Genomic DNA, 20,532 nt, shown 5'->3' with positions numbered 1-20,532 from the left:
CGGCGGGAACGAGCCTCTTGCCGAAGCTCGCGCCGAACCGGCCCGACGGACACCGGACCAGCGACGGTCCCCCTCCAACCGACTGTTCGGCGGGCGGAGTCAGCGTGATACGCCACGACTCCATGTCGTCCTCGGCTGTCTCGGGACCGCCGACTGCGGTGCGACGGGCTGTCCGGTGGCTTGGGCGAGCCGGAGGGGGGTGAGGTCCAGCACGCGCAGCAGAGCCGACGTCTGTCGACCGTCTCCGCTCCAGCTGTTCGTCTCCTCGGCCCGCTCGTACTGCGCTGTGTCCATCCCGATCGACCGGGCCAGTCTGTCCGTACTGAACTGCCGTACCAGCCGGTGTTCCGTCAGGGTGCGCGGGGACTCGATCCCCATCAGGTCCTTGGTCCGGCACCAGAGGACGTCCGCGAGGACGAACAGCTCGCCCTCCGTGGGGCGGTACTCGCCGGCCTCCCATGCGTGGACCAGTGGGATGTCGACGACAACTCCGTAGGTGTTCATCTGTTCCGTCACCTGGTGGGGCGACAGTCCCAGGTTCTGCCTGGCCGACATGGCGGTGTCGGGGGAGAACGGCGGACGGTTCACTGGTCGGCCTCTCTGTCGCTGATGCCACGGACCGCGTCCGTGCGTCCCTGAGGCTCCGGTTGGAGATCGGGGAACGCGGGTGCAGGGGCGAGCCCCGGACGGCCACCCCGGACGGTCGTGATCTTGGAAAGAGAGTTTCGCCGCCGGATCACGGTGACTGCGGCATGTGCGCGGAATCCTGCCCGGTCGTCCCTCACACCTGCCTGTTCGGCCGACCCGAACGTCCGGTCGGCCGGTCTCAAAAGGGCATGGCCAACCCGTTACAGCAGGACATCCCGTAAGGAACGGGACGGGACAGGACGGCATTGGTTCTCGGATGGCCGGCATCAGCGATGCCTCGCCCCGAAGGGACGCTCAGACGGTCGCGGCGTACGTCCAGAAGTCGCACATCCACGCGGGGAAGGCAGGACCGGGCAGGCCGCAGGGAGTGAAGAGGACGGTGACCGTGTCGGTCGACGGGTCGATGTACGCGGCGGTGCCGGTGCCGCCCACCCAGCCGTAGCGGCCGGGGCTGTTCCACAGTTCCGCGGAGGTGACGTCGACCGAGCCGCCGTAGCCCCATCCCTGGCCCTGGAGGAAGAGGTCGCCCTCGGCGCGCTGGTCGGAGGTGAGGTGATCCGTCGTCATGAGGCCTACGGACTCCGGGGAGAGGACCGTGCCGCCGCCGGCCAGCAGCATGCGGCCGAAGGTGTGCCAGTCCGCGACGGTGGACACCAGGCCTCCCGCGCCCGAGGCGAAGGCGGGCGGAATGGACCAGGCGCCGTCGGGTGCGTCGGCGAAGGTGTGGGTGCCGTCAGGGGCTGTCAGGTAGTAAGGGGTGAGGCGGTCGCGTTCCGGTGCCGGTACGGCGAAGGCCGTGTCCTTCATCCCGAGCGGTTCGAAGATCCGCTCGGCCAGGAACTCCGGCAGCTCACGCCCGGCGGCCCGTGCCACCAGCACGCCTTGCAGGTCGGAGCTGGCGTTGTACAGGAACGCCTCTCCGGGCTGTCGCAGCAAGGGGATGTCGGCGAGGGCGGCGACCCACTCGTCCGGACCCAGCGGCGACCGCGGACCGCCGTTGTACACGGCCACATCCGCGAACAGGGGCTGAAGGGCGGGCGCGCTGAAGTCGGCCCCGAAGCCCCATCCCGAGCGCGACGACAGGACGTCTTCGACAGTGATGGGACGGACTGCCGGCACCACGTCATCCAGTTCGCTCGCGGGAGTCCGGACGACCTTCGGGGACGCCAGTTCCGGCAGCCAGCGGGCGATCGGCGCGTCCAGGGTGAGCACGCCGTCGTCGACGAGTGCCAGCACCGCGGCGGCGGTCACGGGCTTGGTGACCGAGGAGAGCCGGAACAGGGTGTCGGCCCGCATCGGCGCCGAGCCCGCGGGCTCGGTCGATCCCACGGCCGCGACCTCCACCGCGCCGGAGCGGTCCACCAGGGCGACCGCTCCGGGGAAGGCTCCCTCGGCGACGTACTTCTCCAACAGTGCGGTCAGATCGCTCATCAGGTTCTGCCCCTCGTGTCATGGCCGACAGCGGATACGGTTCCATGACTGTCCGCCGGCCCGAAACTCATCGGCGCAGAACCTCATGCCTCCTCAGCGGCCGTGTGTCGAGGAGCTGCGGTAGTCGGTGTACGTGTAGGGGTTGTCGAGGACCTTGGCCTCGGGGACGTCGGGGTTCATGCCCTTCGCCCAGGCTTCCTTGCCCATCGTCGACCGCAGATGGTCCACGGTCCGCTCGACGGTGCGCCGCACCGCGGCCAGGTCGGTGTCGAGGAGACGGTGCTCGTGCTTGACGACCCGGCCGTCGACGATGACGGTGTGCACGTCGCCCCGCTGAGCCTGGAAGGCCACATGGCCGTACGGGTTGAGCAGCGGGAAGGAGACCGGTGAGTGGTCGTTCTTCAACAGGACGAGGTCGGCCTTCTTGCCCTCCTCGATGCTGCCCAGGTCGTGTTCTCGGCCAAGTGCCCTGGCACCGCCACGTGTTGCCCACTCCACCACCTGGTCGGCGCGCAGCGCGCAGTGGGTGACGGTCTGGCCCTCGGCGTGGGCCTCCAGGTGCTCGCGGGCGCGGTCGGCGCCGAGGGTGGTGCGCATGGCGGAGAACAGGTCTCCGCTCCACCACACGCTCGTGTCCATCGAGAGCGAGACGGGGATGTCGTGGGAGCGGACCGCCCATGTCGTGGGATAGCCCTGGCCGGCGCTCTGCTCGCTCTCTGTGGACACCGAGACCGAGCCGCCCGTGGCCTTGATGCGGTGGTAGGAGTCGGCCGACAGGGTGGAGGCGTGGACGTAGACGGTCTCGGGGGTCATGAATCCGTGCTCGTGCATGAGCCGGATTCCGTCGTCGTTGGTGGCGCCCCAGACTCCGGCGTGGGTGGTGACGGCGACACCCAGGTCGCGGGCGACCTCGAAGGCGGGCTTCTCGGGGAAGGCGGGATCACCGGTGACGTCGAAGGCGATCTGGAAGCCGAGCATGTCGTCGCCGGTGATACGGCGGCGCACGAAGTCCCGGAACTGCGGTGCCGCGGTCCATTCCGCCGGGGCCTGCTGGATGTTGCCGTAGGCGAGGACGAACCGGCCGGGCACGGCCCGCAGCGCGTCCACCGCCGCGTCCGCGTGGTCGACCGTCTGCAGCCCGTGCGACCAGTCGACGACCGTGGTCACCCCGGCGTCCAGTGCCTCGACGGCGGCCAGGAGGTTCCCGGCGTGCACGTCCTCGGGCCGGAACGCGGAGCCGTGTTCGAGGTAGTACCAGACGAAGTACTGGGTCAGGGTCCAGTCGGCGCCGTAGCCGCGCATCGCCGTCTGCCACATGTGCCGGTGCGTGTCGATCATGCCGGGCATCACGATGCCGTCGGACGCGTCGATCTCGGCGGTCCCCTCCGGCACGGCGAGCCGCGGGCCGACCGCGGTGATCCGGTCGCCCGACACGAGCACGTCGGTGTCGCTCAGCACCCGCCGTGTGCGGTCCATGGGCAAGACGGTGCCGCCGCGCAGGACGACGGGTCGCCCCGCCTGGAATGGGGTGGACTGGCTCATCACTGAAACTCCCACTCAGCAACGGACGATTGTCCGCATAACGGCTCTCGGTTGGTGACCGATCGTCGCCAGGGTGCTCTCCAGTGTCAATACTCCGCGGTCTCCGAATTCTGCCCGGCAATGTCCCCAGCCGTCCGCTCTGCGGTCGTTCCCGTGCAGCCGGGTCCGAGCCGTCGCAACGGAGGCCTGTTCTGCTGCGTAGAGTGCCCTCGACGGGTGTCCGTAGCGCGGACACCCGGGAGTGAAGCCGACGGCGACCAGAGGAGCCACCATGCCGCGCGAAGGAACCGGACCCGATTTCATCGAGGCGCTGGCCCGGGGCCTGGAGGTCATTACCGCCTTCCGGCCGCGGCAGCCGGTGATGTCGCTGTCCGACGTGGCGACCGCGACGGGGCTGGCCAGGCCGACAGCGCGTCGGATCCTGCTCACCCTGACCGAACTGGGCTACGTGCGCCAGCAGGCCGGCGGTTTCGTGCTGACCCCGCGCGTCCTGGACCTCGGCGTCGCCTACGTCCGCTCGACGGGACTGTGGGACGTGGCCCGCCCGCACCTGGAGTGGCTGGTGGAGCGCACGAACGAGTCCTGCTCGATCGCCCAGCTCGACGGTTCGGACATCGTCTACGTCGCCCGGGTCTCGGTGCCCAAGATCGTGACCCTCGCCGTGCAGATCGGCACGCGCTTCCCGGCGCTGCCCACCTCGCTCGGCAAGGTGCTGCTGGCCGCGCTCGCGCCCGAGGAGGCAGCCCGGGTCATCGCCGAGCCCAGCCGCTCGGGCCTGGAGTCGGTGTGGCACCCCGGCCGGGCCGAATGGGAGGCGGAGCTGCGGGAGGTACGGGCACGGGGCTGGGCGGTGACCGACGAGCAACTGGCCAGGGGCATCCGTTCGGTGGCGGCTCCGCTGCGGGACGGCTCGGGCCACGTCGTCGCGAGCGTCAATGTGAACGCGCACGCCGCCGAGACCTCGATGGAAGTGCTGCTCAACGACCATCTGCCGCTCCTCCTCCAGGCCGCCGGCGAGATCAGCCTGGACTTCGCCCGGCTGGAGTCCGCGCCCCACGCGGTCCGGCCGTCCGGCGCGATCGTGTCTTGACGCCTCCGCCGTCCGGGACAGAGAATCACGGTCCGGACGACTGTCCGTTGTGCGGACAGAGAGGCAAGGTTCATGTCGCACAGCGCCAAGCCCACTCCACCAGGCACCGCAGGCCCGCTCTCCGGGGTGCTGGTCGCGGACTTCTCACGGATCCTTGCCGGGCCGTACGCCACGATGCTGCTCGCCGACCTGGGTGCCGACGTCGTCAAGGTCGAGGGACCGGGCGGCGACGACACCCGCGCCTGGATGCCGCCGACACGCGACGAGGTCTCGACCTACTACCTCGGGATCAACCGGGGGAAGCGTTCGATCGCCCTCGACCTGCGCAAGGAGGAGGACGCCCGGGTCGCCCGGAACCTCGCCCGCCGGGCCGACGTCCTGATCGAGAACCTCAAGCCCGGCGGCATGGCCAAGTACGGACTGGACTACGACTCGGTCCGGCAGGACAACCCCGCGCTGATCTACACGTCGATCACCGGCTTCGGCGCCGGAGCGGGCCGACACGTCCCCGGCTACGACCTCATGGTGCAGGCCATCTCAGGGCTGATGAGCCTGACGGGCGACCCCGACGGACCGCCCTACCGCGCCGGGATCTCCGTGTTCGACGTGATGGCCGGCAACCACGCCACGATCGGCATCCTCGCCGCACTGCGCCACCGGGACGCCACGGGGGCGGGCCAACTCGTCGAAGTGAACCTGCTGTCGTCAGCCCTGACCGGACTGGTCAACCACAGCTCGGCCTACGTCGCCGGCGACACCGTGCCCTACCGCATGGGCAACGCCCACCCCAGCGTCTTCCCCTACGAACCGCTGCCCACGGCCGACAACGACCTCATCGTGACGGCCGCCAACGACGGCCAGTTCCGCAAGCTGTGCGAGGTCCTCGGCATACCGGAGGTGGCCGACGACCCGCGGTTCGCGCGCAACGCCGACCGCACCGCCAACCGTGACCTGCTGCGGCCGTTGCTGGCCGAGAGGCTGAAGACCCGCGGCGCCACCGAGTGGTTCGAGGCACTGGTGGAGGCCGGTGTGCCGAGCGGGCCGATCAACACCATCGACGGCGGCTTCGCCATGGCCCACCGCTTCGGACTCGACCCGGTCGTCACCGTGGGCGAGGGCAACCGGGCGGTGCCCACCACACGGCACCCGATCCGCTTCTCCGCCACCCCCGCCGCCTACCGTCTGCCGCCACCCGAACTCGACGAACACGGCGCGGAGTTGCGCACCTGGCTGTCCGGACCCGAGGAGACCGACCATGTCTGAGCCGACACCGCGCCCCGCCTATCCCACGGCCCTCGGCGCCGCCGACCTGCGGACCATCACCCTGCTCGGGCACGACCTGGCCGAGGACATCATGGGTTCGGTCGGCTTCGGCGAACTCGCGTTCTGGCTCGCGACCCAGCGGCGGCCCACACCCGGCCAGACACGGGTCTTCGAGGCCGTGCTCGCGGCACTGGCCGACCACGGCTTCACCCCCACGGCCATCGTCACCCGCCTGACCTACCTCTCCGCCCCGGACTCGGTCCAGGGCGCGCTCGCCGCCGGACTGCTCGGCGGCGGCTCCCGCTTCCTCGGCGTCACCGAGGACACCGGCCGCTTCCTGCACGACGTACTGGAATCCCTCGACGGAGACCTGCCCACCGACGAGGCCGGCTGGGACGCGGTCGCGCTGCGCACGGTCGAACGGCGGCGCGCGGCCGGGGAGTTCGTCCCCGGGCTGGGTCACCACGTGCACAAGGAGGGCGACCCCCGTACACCGAGACTGATCCGGATCGCTCAGGAGGAGGGTGTCTTCGGCCCGCACCTGAGCCTGTTCGCCGCCATCGGCCGGGTGCACCCGAAGGTACTGCACCGGACACTCCCCCTCAACGGAGCGGGGGTGTGCGGCGCCGCCCTCGCGGACCTCGGCCTCCCGCTCCAACTACTGCGCGGATTCGCGCTGTTGGCCCGTACCGCAGGCCTGATCGGCCAACTCGCCGAGGAACTGCGCCATCCTGTCGCGCAGGACGTCTTCCTGTCCGTCGACCGCAACAACACCCCGGTGCCGCCGGAGCCCTACACCTCGGATCCACTCACGAAGGACCGGCGCGAGGACTGAACCCGCGCCCGCCCTCGCGCCATCCACCCGCACCCAGACCAAGGAGCCGCAACCGTGTTCGTCGACGAGGACAACATCACCGAGCTGGCCGTCGAGCGGTGGGCCACCGCTCACTCCCCGCGGCTGGGCGAGCTGATGACCGCACTGGTCCGGCATCTGCACGCCTTCTCGCGTGAGGTGCGGCTCACCGAGGACGAGTGGATGGCCGCGATCGAGTGGCTGACCGCGGCCGGCGGAATCAGTGACGACAAACGCCAGGAACTGATCCTCACCTCCGACGTGCTCGGCCTGAGCACACTGGTCGTCCAGTTGAACAACGAGTTCGCGCCGCACGCGACCCCCGCCACAGTGCTCGGTCCGTTCCACATCGACGGCTCGCCGACCGCGCCCCACGGCTTCGACATGTCGGACGGCATCCCCGGCACACCCCTGTTCTTCACCGGCAGGGTGACCGACACCGAGGGCAAACCGCTGGCGGACGCCGTGCTCGACGTGTGGCAGGCCGACACGGAAGGCGCCTACGAGGCCCAGATCCCCGACATCGACGAGGCACGCCTGCGGGCCAAGTACCGCACCCGCGAGGACGGCACCTACTGCATCCGCACCATCGCGCCGCGCGGGTACGCCATCCCCATGGACGGCCCCGTCGGCGACCTGATGCGCAGGACGGACATCAGCCACTTCCGCCCGGCACACGTCCACTTCCTGATCGACGAGCCCGGCTACCGGAAACTGATCACCCATCTCTTCCAGGCGGACAGCGACTATCTCGACTCCGACGTCGTCTTCGGCACCAAGGACGCGCTGATCATCCCGTTCACGGAACGACCGGCCGGTACCGCGCCCGACGGCACCACGCTCGAAGTCCCGTACCTGCACGCCGAGTACGACTTCGTCCTGCAGTCCCGCTGACCAGCGGGCACTTGCACGTCGGTGTCCGAGCCAAGGCTCTCGCGCCGCATCATGTGTCCATGATGGTCGAGACCGAACGAACTCCCTTACTGCGTACCGACTTCAGCGACGAGACAGCTTGGCAGGCGGTCCGCGCGGCGGTCGAGGCCCCGGTCGGTGGCGGACCGGCCCGGACCTGCACAGACTCCATGGATGACCGGCGTCTCGCTGATCTCACGAGCGAGCAGATCCTGGCGTCGATCCCCCACCGCGCCCAGTACGCCGTCGTGATCGTCGCGGACGGACGCACCATGACCGAAGCCGCGAGGCCGCTGCTCGTCATCGGCCTGGCGGACCGGAGCGAACTGCGCTGCGTTCCCAAGACATTGTGGGCCCTCTCAGTGAACCTCTTTCATCCTGTGCCGTGGGGATACCCCAGCGACTTTCCGACGCCCGATGGGCCCTGATCGAGCCGACGTTGATGCCCTGGAGAGAAGCCCGGCTCGATCGCAGACCCACCGGGCAGCCAGCCAAGGTCGACCTGCGTGACGTATTCAACGCACTCCTCTACATCAACCGCACCGGAATCCCCTGGAAATACCTCCCACGCTGTCCCCTCGCGAGCGGGACATCCTCACCCTGTTCGGGGACGGACCCGCCAACCGCTGGATCGGCAAAAAAACTCTATCTGCCGAAGAAGGCCGTCAAGAGCCACATCTCCCGGCTTCTCGTCAAACTCGGTGTCCAGCGCCGAGTCCAGGCCGCGGTCCTGGCCTCGCATCTGGAGCAGCCGCACGACGGCGATCGCCCCACCAAGTGAGTTCCGGCGCGAATCGACCTGGCTCGGCCCGCGCTGGACGGCCCCTGCCTCCCATGCTGATGCCCGACGCCGTGCTGGTTCGCCCAGCCGGCGCGCGGCCCCCGAGTCCCGTCATCACACCGCATTCCTTCTTCGGGACTCCGAGGGTGGCGGGCGCTCACCCTGTCTGGTCTGCCATACGCCCGTCCGCGAGGTGCGCGGTCGTAGGCGTTGTGAGCGACGCGGCCTTGGTTGCGTCACGGTGGCGGCGGACCCAGCGCAGTGCTTCGTCAGCTCCCCAGACGATGAGCGGGAACGGTGCGACGACCGCGAGCTGCGCCGGGCTGAGGGCTGCCGTGCCGAAGATGTGCTGAAGGGGAGGTGCGTAGACGACCGCCGCGGTGAAGGCCAGTTCGAAGGCGATGCCCCACAGGAGCAGGCGGTTGGTCCAGATGCCGACGGTGAACAGGGAGGCGCGGTCGGTGCGGGCGGCGAAGGCTGTGCCGATCTGGCAGGCGACGATGCCGACGAACGTGACGGTCGTCGCTTCCAGGTATGCCTGGTGCAGGGGGGTGCCGCCGCCCGTGGGGTCCCCTGGGTGCCAGCCGGCGTGCCAGAGGGTGAGCAGGAAGCCGCCCATGACCAGGGCCGCGGAGATGGTTCCCAGGAACGCCCATGCGCGGAAGAGGAGCGCCCGGTCGATGACTCCTGTCGTGCGGGGTCGGGGCGGGCGGGACATGAGTCCGGGCTCTGCGGGCTCGCGTCCCAGGGCGAGCGCGGGCAGGGTTTCCGTGCCGAGGTCGATCGCCAGGATCTGCAGGACCGTCAGCGGCAGCGGGATGCGGCCGCCGGAGAGTGCGAAGACGAGGAAGGGGACGACCTCGGGTACCGCGTGGGCGAAGATGTAGAGCACGAACTTGCGGACGTTGTCGAAGACGCGTCGTCCCGCGTCGACCGCCGAGACGATGGTGGCGAAGTTGTCGTCGGTGAGCACCATCGTCGCTGCCTCACGGGCCACGTCCGTTCCCGACTTGCCCATGGCGATGCCGATGTCGGCGTGGCGCAGTGCGGGGGCGTCGTTGACGCCGTCTCCGGTCATCGCCACGACCTCGCCCTGCGCGCGCAGGGCTTCGCAGATACGGAGTTTGGCTTCGGGTGAGGTGCGGGCGAAGACGATCTCCTGTCGTTGCGCGAGCAGTTCGTCGAGGTCCTTGTCGCTCATCCGGTCCAGTACGTCGCCTGCGAGGACCGGGCTGCCGACGTGGCCGATGCCGACCTGGCGGGCTATTTCCGCGGCGGTGAGTCCGTAGTCGCCGGTGATGACGTGGATCCGGATTCCGGCCCGGTGCGCGTCCTTGACGGCGTCGGCGACGCCGGCACGTGCGGGGTCCGCCATGGCGACCAGGCCGATCAGGGTCAGGCCCGATTCCGCTGCCGACCGGTCCACCGGCACCATCTCCCCGTGGTCCAGGACATGGTGGGCGATGGCGAGCACTCGCAGTCCGGAAGCCGCGTAGCCATCGATGGTGGTGTTCAGTTCTGCGCGCACGGTGGCGTCCAGTTCGACGTTCTTTCCCTGCGGGTCGAGGAGGTGGGTGCAGCAGGGCAGGACGGCTTCGGGGGCGCCGTTGGTGTGCACTGTGACGGCGCCTGCTTCGTCGTTCACGGTGGACATGCGCTTCAGGTGGGCGTCGAAGGGAAAGATCGTGCGGCGGGCGGTCTTGCGCTGTGAGGGCTCGACGGCGACGCCGAGGGCCTCGGCCAGGCGCAGGATCGCGAGTTCGGTGGGGTCGCCGCTGCCCTGGGGCTGTGCCGGTGTGGGTGCCTCGGCGGTGGTGCAGGCGGCGGCGCTCGCCGCGAGGAGGGCCGCCTGCGGCTCGTGAGCGGCCCGGTCCGCGGCCGTCTCGCTGCCCGCCAGCCACAGCCGGGTGACCCGCATCCTGTTCTCAGTGAGGGTGCCGGTCTTGTCCGTGCAGATCACGGTCGTCGATCCCAGGGTCTCGACTCCTGAGAGGCGTTTGACGACGGCGCCTCCGCGGGCGAGTTCCCGCACTCCCGCGGCGAGGGCCAGGGTGATGGTGGGCAGCAGCCCTTCGGGGACGTTGGCGACGATCAGTCCGATGGAGAAGCTGATGGCCGCGGTCCAGCCCAGCCCGGCGGCGACGCCGATGGGCAGGAAGGCCGCGCCGACAGCGACCGCGACGACGGCGATGATCCAGGTGGCCCGCCGCACCTGCTTCTCGAGGGGGCTGCGTTCCGTGTGCACGCGCTGCGACAGCGCGGCGATGCGGCCCAGTTCGGTGTACATGCCCGTCCGGGTCACGACCGCTTCCGCCTCGCCACCGCTGCACGTGGTGCCGCTGAAGACGAGTTCGTGTGCCTCCAACAGGGAGCCGGTCTCGCCGGACGGCTCGGGCGAGCGCGTCACCGGAAGGGACTCACCGGTCAGTGAGGACAGGTCGAGTGTGAGGGTGCCCTCGATGATCCGCGCGTCGGCACAGACCCGGTCCCCCTCGGAGACGACGAGGATGTCGCCGGGCACAAGGTCCTTGGCCGCGATCTCGCACCGCACCATGTCGCGCACGACCCGGGCGGTGGGCGGCAGGAACGCGGCCAGTGCCTCCACGGCTCGCTCGGCCTGCATCTCCTGGACGAAGGCGAATCCGGCGTTCAGGAGGATCACGGCCACAACGGCGATGGACAGTGCCGGTGTTCCTCCGGCCCATGCCAGGACGGCTGCGAGGGCGAGCAGGATCGCCAGCGGCTGGGTGAACTGGGAGAGCAGCTCGCCCGGCCAGCGCCTGCCGCCGGACCGGGTCAGCACGTTCGGGCCGTAGACCAGTTGTCTGCGGGTCGCCTCCCGGCTGGTGAGGCCCGAGGGGGAGGTGCGCAGGTCGCGGAAGAGTTCCGCCGGCTGCCGACGCTCGTCGGCCTGCTCGGCATTGTCGGGTTCACCGGACGGCTGGGCTTCTCGCTCGGCGGTGTGTGATGACCGGGTCATGAGGGGATCTCCCGGGAAGGAACGTGCCTGAGATGGTGCGGATGTGCCACGAAGCCGATGTCCGTCAGGGCCAACACGCCACGAGAGGGCGGCCGTTGTCCTCGGCCGGTGAGCGTCCCCTCACGCGGATCGCGGTTGGGGGATGACGACGACCGGGCAGGGCGCGTGCTGCACGCAGTGCTGGCTGACCGAGCCGAGCAGGATCCCGGTGAAGGTGCCGTGGCCCCGACTGCCCAGGACCAGGAGTTGTGCGGTGCGGGCCGCGTCCATCAGTACCTGCACGGGATGGCCCTCGTCCACGCGGATCGTCACCTCGGCCGGGTGATCCATCTGGTCGCGTACCACGGCCACGGTCTCCCACAGGGCTCGTTCGGCGATCTTGGCGAACGCGGTTCCTTCGGGTACCGACGGGCTCCAGCCAAGGCTGTACGCGTACACCTCGGGGGACTGCCATGCGGCAACCGCTTCGACGGCGCTGCCGGTCAACTCGGCCTGCGCCAGGCCCCATCGCAGTGCCGCCTGCGAGCAGGCCGAGCCGTCGACACCCACGACGACGACGGACGAGGTGTGCTGAGCCATGTCGATCTCCTGCCGGTCGGCTGCCAGCAGAGCCGGACAGACACCTTCACGCTACGCACCGTCGTCCAACCCGTGGCCGGCCGACCGGCCCTATCCCCAGGGCCGGTCGGCCCTACCTGTACGGCCCGCCCGCATTCAGGCCGAGGTGATCGTGATGGGGGGGCCGGTTGGCCTCTGCCTGCGGCGCAGGCAGCGAGGCATGCTCGGAACACGGCATGAACCGCGCAGCCCGGCCTGGCCCGCCATTGGGGGCATTCGCTCCTTGTGGTGCTTGAGCCCGGTCCGGCTTCCGTGTCCTTCGCGCTCCGGCTGGAGCACGAAGGACAGAGGTCTCGTGCCCTATCCGAGGAGCAGCACCGTGGAAACACTCATTTTCCTGATCGTCATCGTGGCCCTGCTGGTCGTTGTGGCGATCGCCATGGCCATCAAGGTCGTCAAGCAGTTCGAGCAGGGCGTGCTGTTCCGGTTCGGCCGACTGGTGGGGCCGCGATCTCCCGGTCTGCGGTTCATCGTTCCGTTCGTCGACGTCCTGCACCGGGTCTCGCTGCGGATCGTCACGATGCCGATTCAGTCGCAGGGGATCATCACGCGCGACAACGTCAGCGTCGACGTGTCGGCGGTGGCGTACTTCCGTGTCGTGGACGCCGTGAAGTCGGTCATCGCGATCGAGAACGTGCACGACGCGATCAACCAGATCGCCCAGACCACGCTGCGCAAGGTCGTCGGACAGCACACCCTGGACGAGACGCTGTCGGAGACCGATCGCATCAACCTGGACATCCGCGAGATCCTCGACGTCGCCACCGTCGAGTGGGGCGTGGAGGTCACCCTGGTCGAGCTCAAGGACATCCAGCTGCCCGACAGCATGAAGCGCGCCATGGCCCGCCAGGCCGAGGCCGAGCGGGAGAAGAGGGCGAAAATCATCAACGCCCAGGGCGAGTCCCTGGCCGCAGCGGCCCTCGGGGAAGCGTCGGACATCATGATGGACCACCCCCTGGCCCTCCAACTCCGCAATCTGCAGAGCCTGGTGGAGATCGGCGTCGACAAGAACACCACCGTCGTCTTCCCCGCCCCGCTGATGAGCACCATCGGCGAGCTCGGCTCCTTCCTCGCCCGAGAGACCGCGGCAGCGGGCTCCGCGACGACGCCGCCCGCCAAGCCCGTCACGACCAGCCCGGACCCCGTACTGAACGGGGCACCCATGGCTGTCCGATCAACCGCGTAACCGTGTAGTGCTCCCTTGTGCCTCACCCGAATGGGGCTACGCTGGCGGTCAGACGTCCTGGACCCCGGCGGCTTACTGCCAGTTGACACGGATGTACCGGGGCGGCCCTGCGTACGGCCGCCCGGTGCTTCCCCTGCGGCTACCGGCGCGATCCCGACTCTCCTGCCGTAGGCCGCATTCGCCGACGCACGGCGCTAGGCCCGGAGCCCATGACCGTGTCCTGGGGCATCGCCAAGGACCGTTGCTCCATTCCTTCCCTCGCGAAGACACACGCCCTGTCCCGCATCATGGCGCCGTGCCGACCGCTTCCGGATAGAGGCACCATGCCCACCTTTCACGCACTGACAATGCATCGGCACGGCGCGGATGGCCGTGCCCTGATCACCGGCACAGGCGAACCCGGCGACATTCCGGTGGCACGTACTGGACGTTCCAGCAGGTTGTCACCCGTGCGCCCGGACCCCGGTCCCGGTACCCGGAGCCGGTCGTGGTGACCACACCGGACAGAACCCAGGCCGCCGACACGTCACCCCATGAGCTGCAGACCGAACAGCTTCTCGCCCGTCGGCGCTCGGTCGTCGCCTGGTGCGACCGGCACCTGATGGCCATCCACGCCCTGTCCACCCTCATGACGGACGATCAGGGCGTAGTCGACGCGGCCCTGTCCGAAGTGCTCAGCGACCCCGCCGAGCCTGCCGCCGCCCACGACCCAGGAGAGGACCCCGCCGCCGCTGTGCCCGCTCCTCACCGAGCACTCTCGTACCTGCCCGCTACCAGGGACCGCTGTCCCGAGACAGCCGCCTCCCCGTTCGACCGCGTCGAACTCGCCCTCCACCTCATCGGAGACCGCTCCTGCGCCGCCATCTCCCATCTGCTCGGCCTGCCCGAGCGCGCCGTCGTCGTCTCCTTTCGCTCGGGACTGTGGGTGCTGTTCACCCCCTGCGACGGCGATTCCGGCCACTCGGTGCGGGAGCAGCACTCCGCCACCACCGCGGACCACGGCCTCGGCCCTGGCTGAACCGCAGCGGACGCGGACCACAGCCTGCGGTGCCCGTCGTGGTGCCGCCGGCCCTGCACGTGAACAGACAGCGAGGAAGATCCCCTGTGAGCACCCGCATGAACAACGAGGCGCCCGACGCCGCCCCACCGGCACCGCAGGCCCCCTCCCCGGACGAGGCGGCACCGTCGGGGCGGTTCGGTCTGCCCACGGCCACCGCACTGGTCATCGGGTCGGTGATCGGTACCGGGGTATTCGCGCTGCCGTCCGCGCTGGCACCGTACGGCCCGATCAGTCTGGTCGCGTTCGTGCTGGTCACCATCGGTGCACTGGCTCTGGCGTTCACGTTCGGCGCGCTGTCCAAGCGGGTGCCGGGCTCGGGCGGACCGTACGTGTACGCCAGGGACGCCTTCGGTGACTTCGGCGGGTTCCTCAACGCGTGGTCGTACTGGATCACGGCCTGGGCGGGCAACGCCGCCATCGTCGTGGCCTGGGTCGGGTACGTGGAGGTGTTCTGGAACTCCGGACATGCCAAGTCCTGGTCCATCGTGATCGCGATGGTCGGCCTGTGGATCCCGGCGGCCATCAACCTGTCCGGCGTACGCAACATGGCGGTCACGCAGATCGTGACGAGCGTGCTGAAGTTCGTGCCCCTGCTGTTCATGGCCACCATCGGCCTGCTCTTCATCCGGGTGCACAACTTCGGCCCCTTCAACGCCGGTGGCACGTCGGCCGGTTCGGCGATATCGGCCGCCGCCGCGATCGCGCTGTTCAGCTACATCGGCATCGAGACGGCGTCGGTCGCCGCAGGCCGGGTCCGCGATCCGCAGCGCAACGTCGGCCGGGCCACGGTGCTGGGCACCATCGGCTGCGCGGTGGTCTACATCCTCGGAACCCTCACCGTATTCGGCACCGTTTCCAACGCCACCCTGCGCACGTCGTCCGCCCCGTTCACCGACTCGGCCGACGCCATCTTCGGCGGCCGGTGGGCCGGCCATACCGTGGCGGTCGCCGCGATCGTCTCCGGGCTCGGCGCCCTGATCGGCTGGACCCTGGTCGTCGGCGAGATGCCGATGGCCGCGGCCAAGGACCGGCTCTTCCCCGCCGCGTTCGCCCGTACCCGGCGCGGGGTGCCCGTGTTCGGCATCGTCAGCTCGACCCTGCTCGCCTCCGTCCTGACCGCCGTCAGCTACACCCGCTTCGAGAAGGTCTTCACCACGCTGGTGCTGCTGTCCGTGGTCACCGCGGTCATCCCCTACCTGTTCAGCGCCGGGGCCCAGCTGTACTGGCTGCTCACCCGCGGCCGGCAAATCCGGTGGCAGCACGTGGTCCGCGACTGCGGTGTGTCCGGCGTGGCGCTGGTCTTCTCGTTCTGGTCACTGGCCGGCAGCGGCTATCAAGCCGTCTACTACGGCACGTTCTGCCTGCTCCTGGGCCTGCCCGTCTACATCTGGCTGAAGGTGGGGCGCGGCGAATACGGCGAGAGCCTGGTCGTGCCCTTCGACAGCGCGGCCGCCCTCAACGCCCCTGCCGACCCGCTCGGCACCGGCCAGCTCCCTCAATAGGACCCCTATCTGCTCCGCCCCCACCTGCTATGCCGAGGAGATTCCTGTGACCCGCACACTCGGAGTGCATTCCGAAGTCGGCCACCTACGCGAAGCCGTCGTCCACCGCCCCGGACTGGAACTCAGCCGCCTGACCCCGGCCAACTGCCACGAACTGCTCTTCGACGATGTGATGTGGGCCGCGAAAGCCCGCGAGGAACACGACGCCTTCACCCAGGTCCTCCGCGAACGCGGCAGCGTCGTCCACCACTTCGACACCCTGCTCGCCGAAACACTGGCACTCCCCGAGGCCAGGGCCTTCGTACTCGACCGCGTCTGCACCCCGGAACAGGTCGGCCCCACCCTGGCCGGACCACTGCGCGCACTCGCCGACGATGCCGACCCGGCGACCCTGGCGGAACTCCTCATCGGCGGAGTGACCCGCATGGACCTCTCACCGCTACGGGTGCGCAGCCTGCGCTGGCAGACCCTGGGCCCGGACGACTTCGTCCTGACGCCACTGCCCAACACCCTTTTCCAGCGCGACAATTCGGCCTGGATCTACGGCGGCGTCACGGTCAACCCGATGGCCAAGCCCGCCCGGCAGCGCGAATCCCTGCACAGCCGGGCCGTGTACGGATACCACCCGCTGTTCGCCGACGCGGGGTTCCCCGTCTACTACGGCGGCGACGACACCGGCCACCAGCCCGCCACCCTGGAGGGCGGGGACATCCACGTCCTGGGCCGGGGCGTCGTACTGATCGGGATGGGAGAGCGGACCACCCCGATGGGGGTGGAGATCCTGGCCCGTGAGCTGTTCCGCAGCCGCCGGGCCACCACCGTGATCGCCGTGCAGCTGCCGAAGTCGCACGCTTTCATGCACCTGGACACCGTCCTGACCATGATCGACACCGACACCTTCGTCCGCTACCCCTACCTCGACCCGAAGGCCATGCGTACCTGGGTGATCGTCCCCGCCGACCCGGAGGAGGTCGTCGAACACGACAACGCCGATCTGCACGTCGAGCACCGCGACGACCTGTTCGCCACCATCGCGGACGCCCTGGGCGTCGACAAACTCCGCGTCCTGTCCGCCGACGAGGACGCCAGGGCGGCCGAGCGCGAGCAGTGGGACGACGCCAACAACTTCCTCGCGCTCGCCCCCGGCGTCGTCGTCGGCTACGAGCGCAACACCGTCACCAACAGCATGCTGCGCGAGAACGGCATCGAAGTTCTCAGCATCCCCGGCAACGAGCTGGGCCGCGGCCGGGGCGGCGCACGCTGCATGACCTGCCCCATCCGACGCGACGGAATCTGACGCATCATCATTTTGTCCAGACCACCTCTGAGGACTGCTCCCATGGCTGCTTCCACGACCGCTCCGCTGACCGCCACCGCCCGCCACCCGGGGTCGCTGCTCAAGGAACTCGACCTGGACAAGGAGCAGTTCCTCGCACTCGTCGCCCGGGCCGCACGGCTCAAGCAGGACAAGGCCGACGGCACCCAACACCGGCGGCTGACCGGCCGGAACATCGCGCTGGTCTTCGAGAAGAGCTCCACCCGTACCCGCTGCGCGTTCGAGGTCGCCGCCCACGACCAGGGCGCCCACGTCACGTACCTCGGCCCGGACGGCTCCCACATCGGCCATGAGGAGTCGATCCGCGACACCGCCCGCGTACTGGGCCGGATGTTCGACGGCATCGAGTTCCGCGGCTTCGCCCAGGACACCGTGGAACAACTCGCCGACCACGCCGGGGTACCGGTGTGGAACGGCCTGACCGACTCCTGGCACCCTACCCAGATGCTCGCCGACATCCTCACCATGACCGAGCACCACCCCGGCCCGCTGGAGCAGACCGCCTACTGCTTCCTGGGCGACGGCCGCAACAACGTCGCCCGCTCCCTCCTGGTCACCGGAGCCCTCCTCGGCATGGACGTCCGCATCGCCGCTCCCCGTGAACTGTGGCCCCCGGACGATGTCATCGCCGCCGCCCACCGCCTCGCCACCACCAGCGGCGCCCGCGTGCTGGTGACCGACGACGTCGAACAGGGCGTGGCCGGCGCCGACTTCGTCTACACCGACGTATGGGTCAGCATGGGCGAGTCGGACGAGCGGTGGAGTGCCCGCATCGACCTGCTCCTGCCCTACCGCATCACCGAGAAGGTCCTGCACGCCTCGGGAAAGCCCGACACGAAGTTCCTGCACTGCCTGCCCGCCGTCCACGACCGCAGCACCCAACTCGGCGACCGTCTGCACGAGTTGTACGGCCTCAGCGGCGCGGAGGTCACCGACGACGTCTTCGAATCGCCCCGCTCGATCGTCTTCGACCAGGCCGAGAACCGGCTGCACACCATCAAAGCGGTCCTCGTCGCCGCCCTCGGCGACTGAGGCGGCCGGCATGCGCATCGTGGCCGCGCTCGGCGGCAACGCACTCCTGCGACGCGGTGAGAAGCCCGACGCCGCCATCCAGATCGAGCACGTCCAGGCCGCGGCCCGGGTACTCGCCCCGCTCGCCGCACACCACGAGCTGGTCATCTGCCACGGCAACGGCCCGCAGGTCGGCATGCTCTCCCTGGAGAGCGAGAACGACCCGTCCCTGACCCGCCCCTACCCACTGGACGCGCTCGTCGCCCAGACACAAGGGATGATCGGCTACTGGCTGGCCCAGTGCCTGCACAACGCCGGAGTGACGAAGCCGGTCCTGAGCATCGTCACCCAGACGCTGGTCGACGCGCACGACCCGGCCTTCGCCGCACCCACTAAGTTCGTCGGCCCCGTCTACGACCACCAACACGCGCTGCGGCTGGCCAAGTTGCACGGCTGGAACGTCGCCGCCGACGGCGACCGGTGGCGACGCGTCGTCCCCTCCCCTGCCCCACAACGGATCGTCGAGCAGGCCTCGATCACCCACCTGCTGGAGAACCGGACGGTGGTCATCTGCGGAGGCGGAGGCGGAGCCCCCGTCACCGACGACGGCACCGGGCTGCTCGAGGGCGTCGAGGCCGTCGTCGACAAGGACTTCACCGCGGCCCTGCTCGCCGTCGCCGTGCACGCCGACCGGCTGCTGGTACTCACCGACGTCCCGGCCGTGATGGCCCACTTCGGCACACCCCAGGCCGCCCCGCTGAGCCGCCTCGACCTGGACGACCTGGCCCGTATGCGGTTCCCGGCCGGCTCCATGGGCCCCAAGATCGCCGCCTGCCACCGCTTCGTCGCCGCCACCGGCCGACGAGCCGCCATCGGTTCGCTGGCCGAGGCGGCTGCCGTCCTGGACGGCAGCGCCGGAACCACCATCACCGCAGGCCCTCCCCGACCTACGGATGGCCGGCCCGGCCCGCGGCCGGTGAGCGGACCCGTGCCCGTGCCCGCCACCGTGACGGGACCGGAACGCGATTGACCCTGCTGACAGCCTCCGCTCCCGGCCGACGATCCTCCCGGCACCGATCCGCAGAAACCGCCGGCCGATCCGTTAACAACCCTCAGAGTCGCCGGACGGGTTCGTAGCAGGAGAAGGCCCTGGACGCGAGGGAGGGATCGGGGGCGGCGATGCGGTTACGGCTCGCGAGCCTGGTCGCGACGTCGACCAGGCTCAACGGATGGCCAGGTCAGGCTGGTTGCCCCGGCGACCACGACGACACCGGACCCCAGCCCGAGGATCTGCGCGGCCTTACGACGGCTCACCGGCCGCGCGACAACAGGTTGGCCACAGGCAGGCTGTTCCAGATCGGTTCGCGCGGGTGCGGCGGCCTTCTCAACACCGCGCGCCCTACGGTCCATGGCCCCGATGAGAGGCGGACGATAGCCGCGGGCACCACCTGCCGGGTCGACCTGGCTCGGGTCCCCGGCCCGGTCTGATCCCGACGTCCCACGGTTGACTGTCGCTGTCCAGGACCGAATCCGGGGACTAGTCTGGGTGGTGCCGCCCTGGCCCCCGGCCGCGCCGCTTCCACCGCGATGTCGCACCGAAGCACTCCGCTCACCGTCACAGGGCCTGTGTCCCGATCCCTGCACACGGTGCTCCTGGGCAACCCGGTGCGTCCAGCGAGGCATCTTCCTCTGCCCCGCCCTCCTCGACAGGTCATCGAAGCCCTGGCGGTGCTCATGTACGTACTGCTCCTCCCGGCAGTGCTGCCGCTCGCCCTGCTCGGCACGAGGATCGCTCTGTCCTGGTGGGAAGACTGCCTGCTCCGGCCGCGGCAGACTGCAGGGCTCCCTGCGGCGTCGGTGATCGTGTCCCTTCGCCCCGCCGCGCCTACTGCGATGTCGGCCCTTGACCACCGCCCGCTCACCGGGGGCGTAGAAGAGCACTGGACGGTAAGACGCTCCACTGCGAGGTCCATTCGTGGACGTGCGCTCTTCCTGCCTGCAGACAACAGTCAAGGCACAGAACGGGACCACACAGCTCTTACGCCACTGAAGTGTGCGCCTGCTTCAGGACCCCTCAGAGAGGAGAACAAAGGATGAACTGCTACGAGTGTCACCAGTCCGGGACGACCACCGCTGCCGTCGCCGTCTGCCGGAACTGCGGAGCCGCGCTCTGCCCCGAGCACGTCAAGGTCAACCCGCAGCATCTGGAGCGGGCAGAAGGCATGGGTGTGACCACTCTCAAGGAACCCGCTCGCCGCATCACGTGCCTCACCTGTCACGACGCGGAGCACCAGTTCTGACCTGGCCGCGCCACCCACC

Annotated in this window: 17 protein-coding genes and 2 pseudogenes; 14 read left to right on the top strand and 5 right to left on the bottom strand. The window is 69.6% G+C overall.

Annotated elements, in window-relative coordinates; genetic code table 11:
• Nucleotides 1-99: 99 nt before the first annotated feature.
• The 3 genes from ACFXC1_RS38290 to ACFXC1_RS38280 form a co-directional block, all read right to left on the bottom strand.
• Nucleotides 100-588 (bottom strand): helix-turn-helix domain-containing protein, encoded by a 489-nt coding sequence (locus ACFXC1_RS38290; RefSeq protein ID WP_381251717.1) that lies wholly within the window; start codon nucleotides 586-588, stop codon nucleotides 100-102.
• 354 nt (nucleotides 589-942) lie between these two features.
• A complete protein-coding gene (locus ACFXC1_RS38285) occupies nucleotides 943-2,079 on the bottom strand; it encodes a serine hydrolase domain-containing protein (RefSeq protein WP_381251715.1) in 1,137 nt (378 codons plus the stop codon).
• A 93-nt stretch (nucleotides 2,080-2,172) separates the two neighbouring features.
• The gene (locus tag ACFXC1_RS38280; protein WP_381251713.1) at nucleotides 2,173-3,555 is read right to left on the bottom strand and encodes an amidohydrolase family protein; all 1,383 of its coding nucleotides are present in this window, start codon (nucleotides 3,553-3,555) and stop codon (nucleotides 2,173-2,175) included.
• A gap of 337 nt (nucleotides 3,556-3,892) precedes the next feature.
• Between ACFXC1_RS38280 and ACFXC1_RS38275 the strand changes: the two genes are divergently transcribed.
• The 7 genes and pseudogenes from ACFXC1_RS38275 to ACFXC1_RS38245 form a co-directional block, all read left to right on the top strand.
• The gene (locus ACFXC1_RS38275) at nucleotides 3,893-4,711 is read left to right on the top strand and encodes an IclR family transcriptional regulator domain-containing protein (RefSeq protein ID WP_381251711.1); all 819 of its coding nucleotides are present in this window, start codon (nucleotides 3,893-3,895) and stop codon (nucleotides 4,709-4,711) included.
• Nucleotides 4,712-4,783: 72 nt separating this feature from the next.
• Nucleotides 4,784-5,974 (top strand): CaiB/BaiF CoA transferase family protein, encoded by a 1,191-nt coding sequence (locus ACFXC1_RS38270; protein ID WP_381251709.1) that lies wholly within the window; start codon nucleotides 4,784-4,786, stop codon nucleotides 5,972-5,974.
• The gene (locus tag ACFXC1_RS38265) at nucleotides 5,967-6,809 is read left to right on the top strand and encodes a citryl-CoA lyase (protein ID WP_381251708.1); all 843 of its coding nucleotides are present in this window, start codon (nucleotides 5,967-5,969) and stop codon (nucleotides 6,807-6,809) included. The genes ACFXC1_RS38270 and ACFXC1_RS38265 overlap by 8 nt, the downstream gene beginning before the upstream one ends.
• A 54-nt stretch (nucleotides 6,810-6,863) precedes the next feature.
• Nucleotides 6,864-7,721, top strand: coding sequence for a dioxygenase family protein (locus ACFXC1_RS38260; protein ID WP_381251706.1), 858 nt, complete (start codon nucleotides 6,864-6,866; stop codon nucleotides 7,719-7,721).
• Nucleotides 7,722-7,780: 59 nt separating this feature from the next.
• Complete coding sequence (locus ACFXC1_RS38255; RefSeq protein ID WP_381251704.1) at nucleotides 7,781-8,167, top strand: DUF6924 domain-containing protein; 387 nt, start codon at nucleotides 7,781-7,783, stop codon at nucleotides 8,165-8,167.
• Nucleotides 8,125-8,307: pseudogene (locus ACFXC1_RS38250) on the top strand (transposase); the annotation flags it as partial. The gene ACFXC1_RS38255 and the pseudogene ACFXC1_RS38250, both read left to right, overlap by 43 nt.
• A pseudogene (locus ACFXC1_RS38245) lies at nucleotides 8,304-8,520 on the top strand (LuxR C-terminal-related transcriptional regulator); the annotation flags it as partial. The pseudogenes ACFXC1_RS38250 and ACFXC1_RS38245, both read left to right, overlap by 4 nt.
• Nucleotides 8,521-8,677: 157 nt before the next feature.
• Here the strand turns inward: ACFXC1_RS38245 and ACFXC1_RS38240 are convergent.
• Together ACFXC1_RS38240 and ACFXC1_RS38235 are read right to left on the bottom strand one after the other, a co-directional pair.
• Complete coding sequence (locus ACFXC1_RS38240; RefSeq protein WP_381251702.1) at nucleotides 8,678-11,500, bottom strand: cation-translocating P-type ATPase; 2,823 nt, start codon at nucleotides 11,498-11,500, stop codon at nucleotides 8,678-8,680.
• Between the two features lie 120 nt (nucleotides 11,501-11,620).
• Nucleotides 11,621-12,079 (bottom strand): universal stress protein, encoded by a 459-nt coding sequence (locus ACFXC1_RS38235; RefSeq protein ID WP_381251701.1) that lies wholly within the window; start codon nucleotides 12,077-12,079, stop codon nucleotides 11,621-11,623.
• Nucleotides 12,080-12,437: 358 nt separating this feature from the next.
• Here ACFXC1_RS38235 and ACFXC1_RS38230 point away from each other — a divergent pair, with 358 nt between their 5' ends.
• From ACFXC1_RS38230 to ACFXC1_RS38200, 7 genes are all read left to right on the top strand, one after another.
• Complete coding sequence (locus ACFXC1_RS38230; RefSeq protein WP_381251699.1) at nucleotides 12,438-13,304, top strand: slipin family protein; 867 nt, start codon at nucleotides 12,438-12,440, stop codon at nucleotides 13,302-13,304.
• 487 nt (nucleotides 13,305-13,791) lie between these two features.
• Nucleotides 13,792-14,322, top strand: coding sequence for a hypothetical protein (locus ACFXC1_RS38225; protein WP_381251697.1), 531 nt, complete (start codon nucleotides 13,792-13,794; stop codon nucleotides 14,320-14,322).
• Nucleotides 14,323-14,420: 98 nt separating this feature from the next.
• Entirely contained in the window at nucleotides 14,421-15,866 is a 1,446-nt protein-coding gene (locus ACFXC1_RS38220) for an amino acid permease (RefSeq protein WP_381251830.1), read from the top strand.
• A 46-nt stretch (nucleotides 15,867-15,912) separates the two neighbouring features.
• Nucleotides 15,913-17,163: an arginine deiminase gene (locus ACFXC1_RS38215; protein WP_381251696.1), complete on the top strand. Its 1,251-nt coding sequence runs from the start codon at nucleotides 15,913-15,915 to the stop codon at nucleotides 17,161-17,163.
• A gap of 42 nt (nucleotides 17,164-17,205) precedes the next feature.
• Nucleotides 17,206-18,234, top strand: a complete 1,029-nt coding sequence (argF, locus tag ACFXC1_RS38210) for an ornithine carbamoyltransferase (RefSeq protein WP_381251694.1) — start codon at nucleotides 17,206-17,208, stop codon at nucleotides 18,232-18,234.
• A gap of 10 nt (nucleotides 18,235-18,244) precedes the next feature.
• Nucleotides 18,245-19,243: a carbamate kinase gene (locus tag ACFXC1_RS38205; protein WP_381251692.1), complete on the top strand. Its 999-nt coding sequence runs from the start codon at nucleotides 18,245-18,247 to the stop codon at nucleotides 19,241-19,243.
• A 1,063-nt stretch (nucleotides 19,244-20,306) separates the two neighbouring features.
• Nucleotides 20,307-20,513, top strand: a complete 207-nt coding sequence (locus tag ACFXC1_RS38200; RefSeq protein ID WP_381251690.1) for a DUF2180 family protein — start codon at nucleotides 20,307-20,309, stop codon at nucleotides 20,511-20,513.
• Nucleotides 20,514-20,532: the final 19 nt, after the last annotated feature.

It is taken from the genome of Streptomyces hokutonensis, from assembly GCF_042751305.1.
GTDB classification, from domain to species: Bacteria; Actinomycetota; Actinomycetes; order Streptomycetales; family Streptomycetaceae; genus Streptomyces; species Streptomyces hokutonensis_A.
This window is presented reverse-complemented; position numbering and strand designations above follow the sequence as displayed.